Below are 14,726 nucleotides of genomic sequence, written 5' to 3'. Positions count from 1 at the left end.
GCTTCGCCGTAAGGCGTTTGCATCTGAAAAATCAGGCAATCTTGAACACGTCGACAAAACCGTGCAGGTTACGGGATTGCTCGTTGAGCGCCTGAGCAGCGGCCGTCGCCTGCTCGACGAGCGCCGCGTTTTGCTGCGTGATGGAATCCATCTGGCTGACGGCGGTATCAACCTGTTCGATGCCGGAACGCTGCTCTTCCGCAGCGGCTGCGATCTCATTGACAATATCGGTGACCTGACGCACGGCATGCAAGACTTCCTGCATCGTCTTGCCCGCGTCCGCGACGAGTTCGGTGCCGACCGTCACGGTCTGTACCGATTCGGCGATCAGATACTTGATCTCTTTCGCCGCCGACGAAGAGCGTTGCGCGAGACTGCGCACTTCCGAGGCGACTACCGCGAAGCCGCGTCCCTGCTCGCCAGCGCGCGCGGCTTCAACGGCCGCGTTCAGCGCAAGAATATTGGTCTGAAAAGCAATGCCTTCGATAATCCCAGTGATATCGGCGATCTTGCGGGAGCTCGCGTCGATGCTGCCCATGGTGCCGACCACACGCTCGACCACCTCGTTGCCGCGTGTGGCGACCAGCGAGGCGCTGTCGGCGAGCGAACTCGCCGTGCGCGCGCTGTCCGCGTTCTGCTTCACCGTGGCCGTCAATTCGCTCATGCTAGCTGCGGTTTCCTCGAGCGATGCCGCCTGCTCTTCGGTGCGTGAAGACAAGTCCATCGTGCCCGAAGCGATTTGCGCCGTTGCGCTCGCAATTGATTCGCTACTGCCGCGCACGGCTCGCACGGTCCTGGCGAGACTCGTCTGCATCTTCTCCACGCCGCGCAGCAGCGTGCCCATTTCATCTTCCTTGGCGATTTCGACGCAACGGTTCAAATCGCCTTCCGCGATCGCATCGAAATGCTCGAGCGCCTGGGTCAGCGGACTCATGATCGCGCGGCGCAGTGCCGCCCAACTCAGACCGGCGGCCACGACGCCGACCACGATCATCAGAATCGACAGCGTAACGAACGTGTGAAAGCTCGACTCCGCCGCCTCGTAATTCTTCTTTGCGTTGGTGTATAGCGCGAGTTTGACCTTCTGGTTCGCAATGTTCATGTCGTTGTAGAGATCGCCCAACTGCGTCATCGTGATCTTGTCGGCCAGGGCGTGATCATTTCCCTTGATCGCATCGATGAATGCGGAAATACCACCTCGCATGGCTTTCCGGCGCTCGCTCGCATTGCCGATCAAGCTCGCCTCGTCGGCTTCGTGCGGCTGCTCGACGAACTTCTGCCACCACGTCTCCGACTCGTCGAAATAGCCGCCGGCACGTTCGATCAGTCCGGCAGTCTTCGGATCGTCCGGATGCAATGCGACGCGATCCAGCACGAGGCGAGTACGCGCAATATAAATTTCCGCGTTACCGATGTTCGTCGCTGCGGTCAGCTTGTTCTCGTAAGTATCCTGGTTCGCGCGATTGGCCCGGCTGGTACCGAACAAACCCAGAACACCGATCGCCACCATCAAGACAGCTAGAAACCCCATCGTCAACGCAATACGCACTTGCAGCGACATAGCTGCTTTCCCAGTTTTCATTTCTCTTCTCCGAAGACGCCACTGTGCGAATCACAGTCGTTCATCCCTGTTTACGGCAAGCACTGAACCAGATTTAGAGACGACTGAACTCGTTTGCATAATTTCGAGTGCTAACTTGTCGATTGACAAGTAGCCTCATTGTTAATACGTCAGGATAACTGAATTAATATGGACGACGCGCCGACTTTGAACTGACGCGTCGCCTTCTCACGGATGGCTCGGATGCAAAGAGTGAAGGTGAATTGGTCAGAGTTGCGGAGACAAATGAACTGATGGGTGATATTGCGCAGGAAGAGTGCGGATGAATTGTTCGATAGACGGCATTTTGATTGGGAGGTCGTGCCCTCTGCGCGCCGAATTGATGCATTGCATTCGCAAAAGCCGGTTCAATCCTTTCGAATCTGATCCCCAAGGATGCCGCTGCGTCGGTCGTATGCAATGCGACCCTGTTCGTTCGTTAAGACATCCTACCTAGATGAACATTCGATCCGCTCACTTACCTACACTCGAACTTTCAAATCGAAGGTCCCGACAAGCTGGAAAACTGGGTGCGAAGTTTATCTGCAATTCCGTGTATATAGTTCATGTGCATTTAACCTGGTCTTAACTTGTATTTATCAATGAACGCGGTCCCAGGTCGCGAGTTTTCGTGGCGCTGGTTAACCCGCCTATACCTCTGTATAGGTAGGTTACGCTAACGCGGCATCGGTATATCCCACCGTAGAGTAGATTCGTGCACCGGCAAAACCTACTCTTCTCTCATTCCGACAGAACCAGCGGGCGCGCAAGCTCGCATGCGGCAGGAGAACCGAATGACTCTTGAATTTTTAAGCCATCAAGTCATTTTCGACCAGGCTGTCCAGCATCTGTTCCAGCAGCGCCAAGCAGCGCTCTTGCCGCGCGGCGGCGGCGCATATCGCGGTTACTGCGGCGGCTGTCCAATCGGCAACTTCATCAAGCCACGCGACTACCTGACAGTGATGGAAGGGGTTCCCATTCACTATGTCAGCAGACAAAAGCATGAAGTGCCCACTTATATGGACGTGGGTGTCGCTGCGCTGAGAAGAGCGCTACTGCGTTCGAAAATCAACGTATACGACCCGCAGACGGTCAGCCTGCTGAGCTGCCTGCAAAACGTACATGACGTGTTCGGCGTCTGGGAATGGGGCGACAGGCTGCAATCGATCGCGCATCAATTCGGCCTTAACGCAGACCAGCTGACGAACGCTGCGTGAGGAAGGCCCGGGCTCGAGCACACGGCGTGCAGTGCCGCTATGATTGCGACTGCAGTTCCTTGCCAACCCGCTGGAGTACGTTATGCCGGAAGTCGTTGTTTACGCAGTAGCAGGGCGCTCACCTGAGCAAAAGAAAGCGCTGATGACGGGGATCACCAAAGTTGTGGTTGACAGCCTCGGTGTCGCCGCTGAACAGGTTGTCGTGCAGATCGTGGAGTCTCCATCAGACTCCAAGTCAAGAGGCGGCATTCCGTTCAGCGAGCGTCAGCGCACTTCCTGAACCCGCATAATCCGCATCATGACCGGCCGGTGTGCGGTGACGCCGCCGACCGGGCGCGGACGTAATCCACCGACGAGCTCAGGTTGCAACCGCCGCAGTCGTATCCACGAATAGCGCGTACAGTGACTGCCCGGCCGCCATGAACAGCCGGTTGTGCGCCGCGCCGCCGAAGCAGACGTTCGCGCAGCGTTCGGGCAGAGCAATGCGCCCAATCGCGTTGCCGTCCGGCGCGAATACCATCACACCGTTCAGTCCCGGTCCGGTGCCCCAACCGGCCCATAGGTTACCGTCCATGTCGCAACGCAAACCGTCTGGCGCGCCGTTCTCGCCCGCATCGACGAATACGCGTCCGCGCACGAGGCGCCGACCCTCCTCGACATCGTACACACGGATGCGCCGCGGCTTCGAGCCCGATTCGACGATGTAGAGGCGGCGTTCGTCGGGCGAGAAGCAGATGCCGTTCGGATTGACGATGTCGTCGGCGACCACCTCCGCCCGGCCGGTGGCCGGGTCGAGGCGATAGACGTTGGTCGGCAGCTCGGGCTCACCTTTGACACCCTCGTAGTTGTTGGAGATGCCGAACGGCGGATCCGTGAACCAGATGCTGTCGTCGCTCTTCACGACCACATCGTTCGGCGAATTCAGCCGCTTGCCGTCGAAGCGGTCGAGCAACAAGGTCAGCGTGCCGTTGTACTCGGTGCGCGTCACGCGTCGGTTGCCGTGCTCGCAGGTGATGAGCCGCCCCTGGCGGTCCCGTGTATTGCCGTTCGCGTACCCCGAAGCCCTGCGAAATACCGACGTCGCGCCAGATTCCTCGTCCCACCGCATGATGCGGTTGTTCGGAATATCGCTCCACAGCAGGAAGCGGCCGTCGCCAAACCACACCGGTCCTTCGCCGAAGCGCATGCCAGTCGCAAGCCGCTCGACCGCCGCGTTCGTGATCCGGTATTTCAGGAAGCGCGGATCGAGCACTTCCACTGCGGGATCGGGATAGGTTTCACTTTGTTGCCACATAGTGCTGGCTCTTGAGTCAACGGGGCTGCTTGATGAACGCTTCGAATGCCGTAGCGTAGTCCGGATGCCAGCGCGACAACGCGGGCCGGTTCTCGACGATATCGCCTGCGGCCCATAGGATGCGCAGTTCATCGAGTGAACGCGGCACGTCGTTGTCGGGACACAGTATGTAGAAGTCGCCGGCGTCGAGACGCTCGAACATGAAATCGACGGTCTGCTCGGGCGTCCATGCGGCGGCGGGCTTTTCCACGCGGCCGTTGCGTGTCAGTTCCGTGAACACGAAGCCAGGAATCAGCAGATGAGCGCTAATCCGGCAGTCGGCGGTGTTGCGCAGTTCGTGCTGCAGCGCTTCGGTGAACGCTTTCAGACCGGCCTTCGCAACGTTGTACGCGGGGTCCCCTGGCGGCGTCGTGATGCCTTGCTTCGAACCGGTGTTGATCACAAGTCCCGGACGACCGCGCTTGATCATGTCCGGCACGAAAATCTGCGTACCGTGGATCACGCCCCACAGGTTGACACCCAGCACGCGCTCCCAGTTCCCAGTCGGACCGAACATCCCACTACCGGGCTGAATGCCGGCATTGTTCATCAGCACGTCGGTTCCGCCGAAGCGTTCGACGACGGTTGCGTGCAGGCGGCGAACATCGTCGGCGACGCTGACGTCGGTCTCGACCGCAAAGACGTCTTGTGTGCCGCTTGGGGTCAGCGCGGCGATTTCCTCCACCGCCTGCGCGACGCGGTCGGCGCCGAGGTCGGCGATGCAGACGCGCAACCCAAGCTGCGCAAAGCGTTTGGCAGCAGCCAGGCCGATGCCGGCGGCGCCACCGGTGATCACGGCGACGGCGCCGGGGGTCAGGGCAGAATGAGTCATGAGAATCCTCGTTGATGCCGGAATCGCGGCGCCTACAAGCGACTTACGATCCCGATCCGTTGGAACAGTGAGTCGGCGATCCTAGCATGACCGTTTCTTTCGTGACCGGCCGGGCTCCCAATGACGAGCGGTCCTAAGCATGTTGCGCTATTGCCGCGCGAAGCGGCCAGTCGAGCGTCAGGTCGCCATCGCGGGCAATTTGAGCAAGTCCAGGAAAGCACGGGCGACGGGTATGAGCGGTTCTCCCGCGCTTCCCTTAAAAACGGCCGCGAGTTCCCAGCAGGGCTCCTCGGCCTCGCGCAGACGCGCCGTTGCGACCGGTGCGCCGTGCGTATTGCTGCCCCTCGCGGCAACCACGGATTCGGGCACCATGCTGATCGCAAGCCCCTGTGCGGCCAGTTCAAGCAACATCGGCATGTCGTTGACCTCGAAGCTGGTCCGGCGCTGCAGCCCTGCCGCCGCAAAGCTTCGATCGACGAGCCGCCGCACGCTCCACTCCGGGCGCAGGTCGGCGAATGTTTCGTCGACGAGATCGGCCAGCTCCAGCCCGCTGGCGCCCGCAAGTCGATGATACGTCGCGCAGACGACAACCATTCCTTCGCATGCGAACATGTGCGATCCGAGATCGTCGAGCGGCGTATCCGGCGGCTGCGTGAACGCGAGGTCGAGGCGCCCTTCCCTCACATCGTCGATCAACGCACGCGAGCCGTCCAGTATCAATTCGATATCGATCCCACCGAACGCGGCCCGAAACTGTCCTAGAGAAGCCGGCAGGTCGACGAAAGGCGCGAGACCGTGAATCGCACCGATACTCAGCCGGCCGCGTGCGAGCCCATGAACCTGCGTGACGGCGTGCCGCGCGTCGCGGGCGGCAGCCAGTACCCGCTGCGCCTCTGCGAACAGCACTTCGCCGGCAGGCGTCAAGGCGACTCGCCTCGTGCTGCGATTGAACAACGGTCCGCCCAGGTCTTCTTCCAGCGAGCGGATCGACGCAGACAATCCGGACTGCACAAGGTTGAGGCGCCGCGCCGCGCGCGTGAAATGTCGCTCTTCCGCGACCGCCACGAAATGTTCGAGTTGCTTCAAATCCACGTTGGCACTCTTTCTGCAGAGACGATTAATCACGGAAACCGCTTAATTGGATCACATCTTTCTATTGGAATGGTAATTCAATCTCCGTTATCGTCGCATGTCTGGACACGTGAAACGCCGCGCACGAAATGCGGGCGCAATGGGACTTAACGACCGCACGCCAGTTGCGAATCCTCACAGCATATAGGGAGATTGCTTCATCATGGACTACCGTCAACTTGGCCGTTCGGGCCTCAAGGTGTCGACCGTCACGCTGGGCACGATGACGATGGGCGGCAAAGGCAAATTCGCCAGCGTCGGCGAGGTCGGCCTCGACGATGCGCGCCGGCAGATCGACATGTGCATCGACGCGGGCGTCAACCTGATCGATACCGCAGACGTCTATTCGAACGGTGCGTCGGAGGAAATCGTCGGCCAGGCGCTCGGCGGCAAGCGCAAAGGCGGCGTGCTGATTGCGACGAAAGCCCGCTTTCCCATGGGTGACGGCCCGAACGACCGGGGTCTGTCGCGGCATCATTTGATAGAAGCCTGCGAGGCGAGCCTGCGCCGTCTCAAGACCGATGTAATCGACCTCTACCAGGTGCACGAATGGGACGGACTCACGCCGCTCGAAGAAACGCTTGAAGCGCTCGACCTGCTTGTCCGGCATGGCAAGGTCCGGTATGTCGGCTGCTCGAACTACTCGGGCTGGCACCTGATGAAGGCGTTGCATGTGAGCGAACGCGATCGCCTGCCGCGCTTCGTGAGTCAGCAGATTCATTACACGCTCGAAGCACGCGAAGCGGAATACGAACTCGCGCCGATCGCACTCGATCAAGGCCTGGGCATTCTCGTCTGGAGCCCGCTCGCAGGCGGCCTGCTGTCGGGTAAGCACCGCCGCGACGCGACGCCCGAGGGCACGCGCCAGCTCGCCGGCTGGACGGAGCCGCCGATCCGCGACGCCGAACGACTGTGGTCGATCGTCGATACGCTTGTTGAAATCGCCGGCGAGCAGAATGTCTCGGCTGCGCAGGTCGCGCTCGCATGGACGCTCGGGCGCCCCGCCGTCACGTCGGTCATCATCGGCGGACGCAACGAGAAACAGTTGCTCGACAACCTCGGCGCGGCCAACCTCAGGCTGAGCGCCGAACAGCGCGAGCGGCTCGACAAGGTGAGCGCGCCGCCCCTGCTCTATCCGTACTGGCATCAGGTGCAGACCGCGCACGATCGTCTTTCAGTTGCGGACCTGTCGCTGCTGGAGCCCCATCTCAAGGCGTAGACGCGCATCCATTCCCCATCTCATGGCGGTGGTCGGCATGCTGGCGGGAGGCTGCCTCAGTGACAGCCTCCTGAAAAAGGGTAATTCGGTAACGGTCGCGCGCAAGTTGCCGGTGATCGTCGGCCTCGTGTTGACCGCCACGATCGTTCGGCAATCTGTCCGGTATTACTACGCCCGTCGTTTTCGGCATGATCCTGCAGCGCACGCACAACTTCCACTATGCGATGTGATACGTCTCGATCGTCGCCGTTCTGGGCATCCTTTCGTAAATCTTCCTCGTCGGCAAAATCGAAATGATCGTGCCGCCGAAGAAGCGGAAACCTAACGCGTACGGGGTTACGCAGTCGAGCTAGGCTCAAACAGGCTGGCTTACGCTAGCCGCGCCAAAGAAACGCAAACGCCGCCTTATGTGATGGCGCCAATCTGCCAGGGCACGAATTCATTCTGGCCGTATCCGTGAATCTCGCTTTTCGACGCCTGGCCCGACGCGGTCGCAAGCATGAGTTGGAAGATCTCCTCACCGAGTTCGTCGACCGTTCGTTCGCCGTCGAGGATCGACCCGCAATTCAGGTCGATGTCCTCTTCCTGACGTTGCCACAAAGCAGTGTTGGTACCCAGTTTCAACGAGGGCGACGGCGCGCAACCATAGGCGGAGCCGCGGCCGGTCGTAAAGCAGATCAGGTTTGCGCCGCCCGCGACCTGCCCGGTCGCCGAAACCGGATCGTAGCCCGGCGTATCCATGAAAACGAGACCGCGGGCACGCACCAGTTCGGCGTACCGGTACACGTCGACGAGATTGGTCGTACCGCCTTTCGCTACGGCGCCAAGCGACTTTTCGAGAATCGTTGTCAGCCCACCGGCCTTGTTCCCGGCCGATGGATTGTTGTTCAGATCGGCATTCATGCGCGCGCAGTATGCTTCCCACCAGTGGATCCGTTCGATGAGCTTTTCGCCGACTTCACGTGACACGGCCCGGCGCGTCAATAGATGTTCGGCGCCGTAGACCTCGGGGGTTTCGGAGAGAATCGCCGTTCCACCGTGCGAGACCAGGCGATCGACTGCCGCGCCGAGTGCCGGATTTGCGGTAATGCCGGAGTAGCCGTCTGAGCCGCCGCATTGCAAGCCGATTACGAGGTGCTTGGCATCCACGGGCTCACGCCGTACCTTGTTCGCTTCCCCGAGCATCGCCTTGACCTGTTCGATGCCCGCCGCCACCGTGCGCGCCGTGCCACCGGTCGCCTGAATGGTCATCGTCTTCAGCGCCGCGCCGGACGTAAGACCCTGGCTTTGCATAAGCCCATCGATCTGATTGGTTTCGCAGCCCAACCCGACTATCAGCACGCCGGCGAAATTAGGATGCCGTGCATAACCACCGAGAGTGCGCCGGATCATTTCCAGCGCTTCGCCTTCGGAATCGATCGCGCAGCCCTGAGCGTGCGTCAGCGCGATCACGCCATCAACGTTTGGATAGTCCGCAAGCGCTTGCGGATGAATATCGCGACGAAAGTAATCTGCGATGGCGCGTGCCGCCGTTGCGGAGCAATTGACCGATGTCAGAATGCCGATGTAGTTACGCGTTGCGACACGTCCGTCGGCGCGTACGATGCCCATGAACCGCGCCGCCGCTGCGACCGTCGACGCCGGCTTCGCATCTGCGCCGAACGCGTAGTCCCGATCGAAATCGCCCATCGCAAGGTTGTGCGTATGGACATGCTCCCCGGCTTCGATGGCACGTGTCGCAAAGCCGATGATCTGGCCGTAGCGCCGCACTGGCGCGCCCGTTTCGATAGCGTGGACGGCAAGCTTATGACCCGCCGGGATCAACCCACGTACGGCAAGACTACCGCGGATGCGCATGCCCGCGACAAGCTGGTGCCGCGCGATGACGACATCGTCATCTGGATGCAGTTGCACGATTGGCTCTACAGTTGCCGAAGGATCGGCCATTGTGTTCTCCGCGTCGAATATCATGACGTTGCCTCCTCGATCTGCGCTGCACGCACGACCTCGCCTGTTACGGCATCAAGGCCGACGAGCGTATTGATCGATGCGCAAGCGCCGCATCGTCCGCCGATGTAATGATGTCCGAGAATGCTCATGTGAATTTCCGGTTAAATCGCGTGCAGCGTATCTGCATGTGCCTAGCGAAGCGTCGCTTCGGCCGAGCCAATCGGCGCTTCGGCTACGCGGCGTGAATGCAAGCCGATGCTCATAAGCAGGAACACGCCGACGACGCCTGCAAACGCCAGGGTGAACATGCCTGCACGAGGGCTATGAAAGAGCGTCTCCACTGCCGTCTTTAATGTGGGCGCGATGAAGCCGCCGAGATTGCCGAGCGCGCCGATCATTGCAATACCGCTCGCTGCCGCGGTACCGCTCAGGTAGGCCGTCGGCAAGGTCCAGAAGAGCGGCTGGACGACTACGAAGCCGACCGTCGCGATACAGAATGCGACGAGCACGGGTCCAATGTGATTGCCGAGGGTAGACAGTGCTATTCCTGCCGCAGCCGCAGCCAGCATGGCGATGGCGAGTTGCCGGTGCTTCCCGCTCGCGTCCGCGTAGCCGGTGATAAAGCGCAGTGCGATGAGTGCGCACAGCCAGGGAATGGCGGTCAGAAAGCCGACCTTCGAGCCGATGGCGGTACCGGTCAGCTCCGAAATCCGCGTCGGCAGATAGAAGATGACGCCATACACGCTCACCTGAATGGCGAAATAAATCGATACAAAGCGAAGCACGTTCCAGTTGCGCAGCGCGGTCAGCGCAGTAGCCGGCCCATGCGCAACCTTGTGCCGGTCTTCCGCTGCTATGGCGTTTTCCAGGGCGTCTTTTTCGGCCGACGTCAGCCACTTCGCGTGGCGCGGTTTGCTCACCAGATAGAAGAACGCGACGATGCCAACAGCCGACGCAGCGAGACCTTCGATGAGAAACATCCATTGCCAGTTATGCAGACCCAGGCGGCCACCCATGACCTCCATCAGATAACCTGATAGCGGGCTGCCCAACACGAGCGCCACTGGCAAGCCAAAGTAGTAGATGCCTAGCGCCTTGCCGCGTTCACGTGCGGGGAACCAGTATGTGGAATAGAGAATGACGCCGGGCGAAAAACCTGCTTCGGCCACGCCCAGAATGAAGCGCAGCGCATAGAACGAGGCCTCGTTGTGCGCAAACATCATGGCCGCCGACGCAAGCCCCCAAGTGACCATGATCCGGCTCAACCAGAGCTTCGCACCCACCCGATGCAGCATCAGATTGCTCGGGATCTCGAACACCGCATAGCCGATGAAAAAGATCCCCGCCCCGAGCGCAAACGCCGCGTTGCCGATGTTCGAATCGACTTGAAGGGCCTGTTTGACAAACCCGACGTTCGAACGGTCAAGCATCGATAGCGCGAACATCAGCGCGAGGAAGGGCGCAAGCCGCAGGCGCGCCTTGCGTACCGCGCTTTCCAACGGGTCTTGCGTAACGTGTTGAGTCTGCATCTCGTCTATCTCCTTGAGGAAGCCGGGTATGCCGGTCTGTTATGGGGGGTTAGAGCCGGTTCATACGTGATCAGAGAGAGGCTGTGTCCAGTAGTCCTCGTGCAGCAAGGTTCGCCATCAGCGCGCGCACGCCGAAGGTCCACGGCTCGATGCGGTCGCTGTGGTTGACCCGGTTGACCAGCGTGCCGAGCTGCCGGCTCGAAATCTTCACGATATCGCCCAGCTTGTGTGTGAAGCCCGCGCCAGCGGCGTCGCGGTCTTCGATTGGTGCAAAAAGCGTTCCGAGGAACAGCAGCGCGCCATCGGGGTATTGATGGGTCGAACTGATCGTCTGCGAAACGAGATCGAGTGGGTCGCGCGTGATCTGGTCCATCGAACTCGTGCCTCGCAAGACAAAACCGTCGCTGCCTTCAACGCGCAAATCGACTGTCGCCCGGCGCACATCGTCGATCGAGAAAGTCTCGTCGAAAAGCCGCAGGAAAGGGCCAATCGCACACGAGCCATTGTTGTCCTTCGCCTTGCCAAGCAGGAGCGCGCTGCGTCCTTCGAAATCGCGCAGATTGACGTCGTTGCCCAGCGTCGCGCCGAGCGCGCGGCCGCGGCTGTCGATCGACAGCACGATTTCCGGCTCCGGATTGTTCCAGACCGAATTCGGATGCAGCCCGATTTCCGTGCCCGTACCCAACGCCGCCAGCACCGGCGCTTTTGTGAAGACTTCCGCGTCAGGGCCGATGCCGACTTCCAGGTATTGGGACCATAGTCCCTGCTCGATCAGTAGCGCCTTCAATTCGCGCGCCTCGGCGGAGTCCGGTCGGATGCTGGTGAGACTATCGCCGACGAGAGACCTGATCTGCTCTCGCACGCGCACCGCGCCTTGCGGGTCGCCCTTTGCCTGCTCCTCGATCACTCGTTCAATCAGGCTCGCCGCAAAGGTCACCCCTGCTGCTTTGATGACCTGCAGATCGCAAGGCGCGAGCAGATGGACGCGCTCCGGATCTTGCACGGTACCGCCCGTTGCATCGGCCGTATTGCCGATGATCGTCTCCAGCTTGCCGATCCAGCGGCCACTCGCGGCTCGCACCGTCGCGACCGGATCTTCCCGCTCCAGCAAGCTGCTGATGGTCGGTGCTGCGTCGGAAATGTCGAACACGCCGTCGGCGCGCAAGACGACTACGGCGGGACCTGCGGGCAATGAATTCGCGGCAGGTACCCAGGCGCGGCCGACAAGCGTGCCGGACAATCCGTCCGACGGAAGCGTGTCAGTTACGCTGAGTGAAAGCGGGGATGTCATGTCTGTCTCCACTGAAGTTTGTCTGGCGCGCGCGGCTTACCGCCAGTTCGCGCGTTGATTCGCCCAGCAGCAACTTTAGGCAGCCGACCGATAAACATCCAATCTCTTATTCAGTACAATCGATTCCATCCGGTTATGAGTTCGTGCGTGTTTACCCCATGTCCAGACAATTTGCGGTGCGTACGTCGAGCGTCCTGGCAAGGCTGCGCTTCAGACATCTTCAACTGCTCGATGCCCTCGGACGCACGCACAACTTGCGCATCGCAGCCGAACAGATGCTTATCACCCAGCCCGCGGCGACAAAAATCCTGAGTGACATCGAATCGATGTTCGGGGCCCAGTTGTTCGAACGGTTACCACGGGAGATGCGCCCAACCGATCTCGGCGTATTGTCCGTGCGCTATGCGACCGCGGCGGTAGCCGATCTGGGCAAGTTCGTGAACGAGTTCAGCACCTTGAGCGATGGCGGCTACGGTCATCTCACCGTCGGCGCTATCTCGGCTTCGGCCGCTCAGGTGGTGACGACCGGCATCAGGGAGATTCGCCGGCAGCGGCCGCAACTAGTCATCAAACTGGTCGAGCAAAGCAGTGACCAACTGGCGGTCTGGCTCGAAGAAAGGAAGCTGGACGTGATGGTCGGCCGTCTGACGGAGCCGCGCCATCAAGTACTGTTCGACTTCGAGGTGCTGTCCGGGGAACCGGTCTGGGTGGTCGTCGGACAGCATCATCCGTTGTTGCAGCGGCGGCGGCTGGAGTTGGCCGATCTTGGCGCGTGGCCATGGATTCTCTATCCGCAAGCAACGGCTATCAGGCAGCTGTTCGACGAAACGTTCGCCGGCGCGGGCATTCCTGCGCCGGTGGGCATGGTGGAAACGCCTTCAATCTTTTCGACACTGGAACTGTTGCAGGCAACCGACATGATTTCGCTGCAGCCACGTGCCGCTGTCGAAAAATATGTAAGCAAGGGTCTGCTCGGACACCTGCCCATTCCCATCACCCGGACCATGACGAGCTACGGTATCGTCACGCGCAAGCACGAATTGCCGTCACAGCCCATGCAGGAATTCATCGCCATTCTACGTTCCGTGGCGGGACGTGTCGGCGATCGGGCGCTGCCAACGCGCGACGGATCGGGCGAGGCAACGTGACGATAGGGATCGGCGAGAGCGGTCCGACGATAGCTTTAGAACGATGTGCCTATCTGGAACTGGAATTTCTGATACTGATCGCCTGCGTGCTTGACGAGCGGAAAACCGAGGCTCAACTTGAGCGGACCGATCGGCGAGATCCAGGCGAGCCCCAGCCCATAGCCGTAGCGCAATCCGTTCGCTCCGATGCTACTGCCTTCGCTGCCCCATACATTGCCGCCGTCGAGGAAGGTAAAGACGCGCAACGTGCGGTCGTAGCCGGATCCCGGCATTGGAACGGTCAGCTCGATATTGCCGACGACCATCTTCGAGCCACCGATGGGATCGTTGGTGGTCGCGTCGCGCGGGCCGAGCGAACTTGGTTCATATCCACGCACTGAACCGATACCGCCCGCATAGTAGTTCTTGAAGATCGGATAGGGCTTGCCGTTCAATCCATTGCCATAGCCGCCCTGAAAGTTCAGGCCAAGCACGAAGCCACGCGCGAATGAATAATAGTATTGCGCCTGGAGGTCTGCCTTGTAGTACGGCGTATCACCCAGCGGCGTGCCGTATTCGGCATTGGCTTGCGTATAGTAGCCCCGGCTTGGGACAAGCGCGCTATCACGGTCGTCACGCGACCATCCCGCCGTCAACGGAACATTGTTGGAGACACGGCCGAATTGCGTGACGCAATCCTTATAGCTCTGAGGCGTATTGGCGTCGATATCCAGACGGTTCTGCTCGAACCCCAGCCCGAAGTACACCATGTCGGCCTCGGAGAAAGGCACGCCGAACTTGAGGTCCGCTCCTGCCGTGATAATTCGGAAGCTCGAGTCGGTCGAATAATACAAGGGCTCAGTCGTGCGGTAATAAACGTCGGTGATGCGCTTGATGCCGTCAATCGTGAAGTACGGATCGACCTGTGTGACCGTCAGCGTACGGTTGGTAGTGGAGGTGTTCACATTCAGTGCGAGGCTCGTGCCCGAGCCGAACACGTTGTCCTGCGATACGCCTGCGGAGATAATGGGCCCCTCGCCCGAGCCATAGCCCAGGCCCAGCGAAATCGAGCCCGTGGGTTTTTCCGTCACCTTGACGTCGATATCGACCTGATCCTGCGTGCTTTCGACCGGCACCGTGGTCACGTCCACATCCGTGAAGTAGCCGAGACGGTTGATCCGGTCTTTCGACAGCGCGAGGCGGTTCGAGTCGAACCACGAGCTCTCCATCTGACGCATTTCGCGGCGCACCACTTCGTCACGCGTACGCGTGTTGCCGACCACGTTGATGCGGCGCACGTAGACGCGGCGGCTCGGGTCCACTTGCAGCGTGAGGCCGACCTTGTGGTTGGCCTGATCGATCTGCGGCTGCGCATTGACGTTGGCGAACGCATAGCCGTATTCGCCGAGCTTGTCGACGATGGCCTTCGTGGTGGCTTGCAGCTTTTCAGCCGAGAAGCGGTCACCCGGTTTGATCTTGATGAGCTTGGCCAGCTCG

Annotated in this window: 13 protein-coding genes; 4 read left to right on the top strand and 9 right to left on the bottom strand. The window is 60.5% G+C overall.

The genetic code is table 11. The features are described 5' to 3' along the window. Nucleotides 1-31 precede the first annotated feature (31 nt). A complete protein-coding gene (locus P0D73_RS32095) occupies nt 32-1,582 on the bottom strand; it encodes a methyl-accepting chemotaxis protein (RefSeq protein ID WP_408317412.1) in 1,551 nt (516 codons plus the stop codon). Between the two features lie 812 nt (nt 1,583-2,394). Here P0D73_RS32095 and P0D73_RS32090 point away from each other — a divergent pair. Continuing rightward, nucleotides 2,395-2,817: a hypothetical protein gene (locus P0D73_RS32090; protein WP_408317410.1), complete on the top strand. Its 423-nt coding sequence runs from the start codon at nt 2,395-2,397 to the stop codon at nt 2,815-2,817. Nucleotides 2,818-2,899: 82 nt separating this feature from the next. Further along, nucleotides 2,900-3,097 (top strand): tautomerase family protein, encoded by a 198-nt coding sequence (locus P0D73_RS32085; RefSeq protein WP_408317408.1) that lies wholly within the window; start codon nt 2,900-2,902, stop codon nt 3,095-3,097. Between the two features lie 78 nt (nt 3,098-3,175). On the opposite strand, the gene P0D73_RS32080 is transcribed toward P0D73_RS32085, so the two are convergent. The 3 genes from P0D73_RS32080 to P0D73_RS32070 all read right to left on the bottom strand — a co-directional run bounded on the left by P0D73_RS32080 (nt 3,176) and on the right by P0D73_RS32070 (nt 6,074). Further along, a complete protein-coding gene (locus P0D73_RS32080) occupies nt 3,176-4,111 on the bottom strand; it encodes an SMP-30/gluconolactonase/LRE family protein (protein WP_408434499.1) in 936 nt (311 codons plus the stop codon). Nucleotides 4,112-4,127: 16 nt separating this feature from the next. Then, a complete protein-coding gene (locus tag P0D73_RS32075; RefSeq protein WP_408317404.1) occupies nt 4,128-4,982 on the bottom strand; it encodes an SDR family NAD(P)-dependent oxidoreductase in 855 nt (284 codons plus the stop codon). Between the two features lie 177 nt (nt 4,983-5,159). Further along, on the bottom strand, nt 5,160-6,074 hold the full coding sequence (locus P0D73_RS32070) for a LysR family transcriptional regulator (protein ID WP_408317402.1): 915 nt from the start codon (nt 6,072-6,074) through the stop codon (nt 5,160-5,162). Between the two features lie 202 nt (nt 6,075-6,276). Here P0D73_RS32070 and P0D73_RS32065 point away from each other — a divergent pair, with 202 nt between their 5' ends. Then, nucleotides 6,277-7,332, top strand: coding sequence for an aldo/keto reductase (locus P0D73_RS32065; protein WP_132379862.1), 1,056 nt, complete (start codon nt 6,277-6,279; stop codon nt 7,330-7,332). A gap of 405 nt (nt 7,333-7,737) precedes the next feature. Here the strand turns inward: P0D73_RS32065 and P0D73_RS32060 are convergent, their stop codons facing one another. From P0D73_RS32060 to P0D73_RS32045, 4 genes are all read right to left on the bottom strand, one after another. Continuing rightward, the gene (locus tag P0D73_RS32060) at nt 7,738-9,279 is read right to left on the bottom strand and encodes a UxaA family hydrolase (RefSeq protein WP_408317398.1); all 1,542 of its coding nucleotides are present in this window, start codon (nt 9,277-9,279) and stop codon (nt 7,738-7,740) included. 20 nt (nt 9,280-9,299) lie between these two features. Continuing rightward, nucleotides 9,300-9,431, bottom strand: coding sequence for a hypothetical protein (locus tag P0D73_RS32055; RefSeq protein ID WP_408317396.1), 132 nt, complete (start codon nt 9,429-9,431; stop codon nt 9,300-9,302). 42 nt (nt 9,432-9,473) lie between these two features. Further along, nucleotides 9,474-10,811: an MFS transporter gene (locus P0D73_RS32050; RefSeq protein ID WP_408317394.1), complete on the bottom strand. Its 1,338-nt coding sequence runs from the start codon at nt 10,809-10,811 to the stop codon at nt 9,474-9,476. A 70-nt stretch (nt 10,812-10,881) separates the two neighbouring features. Continuing rightward, nucleotides 10,882-12,102, bottom strand: a complete 1,221-nt coding sequence (locus tag P0D73_RS32045) for a fumarylacetoacetate hydrolase family protein (RefSeq protein WP_408317392.1) — start codon at nt 12,100-12,102, stop codon at nt 10,882-10,884. A 158-nt stretch (nt 12,103-12,260) separates the two neighbouring features. Here P0D73_RS32045 and P0D73_RS32040 point away from each other — a divergent pair, with 158 nt between their 5' ends. After that, on the top strand, nt 12,261-13,250 hold the full coding sequence (locus tag P0D73_RS32040; RefSeq protein WP_408317524.1) for a LysR family transcriptional regulator: 990 nt from the start codon (nt 12,261-12,263) through the stop codon (nt 13,248-13,250). A 35-nt stretch (nt 13,251-13,285) separates the two neighbouring features. Here the strand turns inward: P0D73_RS32040 and bamA are convergent. Next, nucleotides 13,286-14,726 (bottom strand): outer membrane protein assembly factor BamA (gene bamA, locus P0D73_RS32035; RefSeq protein ID WP_408434496.1); only part of this gene is annotated, 1,441 nt, incomplete at its 5' end.

Source organism: Paraburkholderia sp. RL18-101-BIB-B, from assembly GCF_046026985.1.
Classification (GTDB): Bacteria; Pseudomonadota; Gammaproteobacteria; order Burkholderiales; family Burkholderiaceae; genus Paraburkholderia.
The sequence above is the reverse complement of the archived record's forward strand: the minus strand, read 5'-3'. Positions and strand labels throughout refer to the sequence as shown.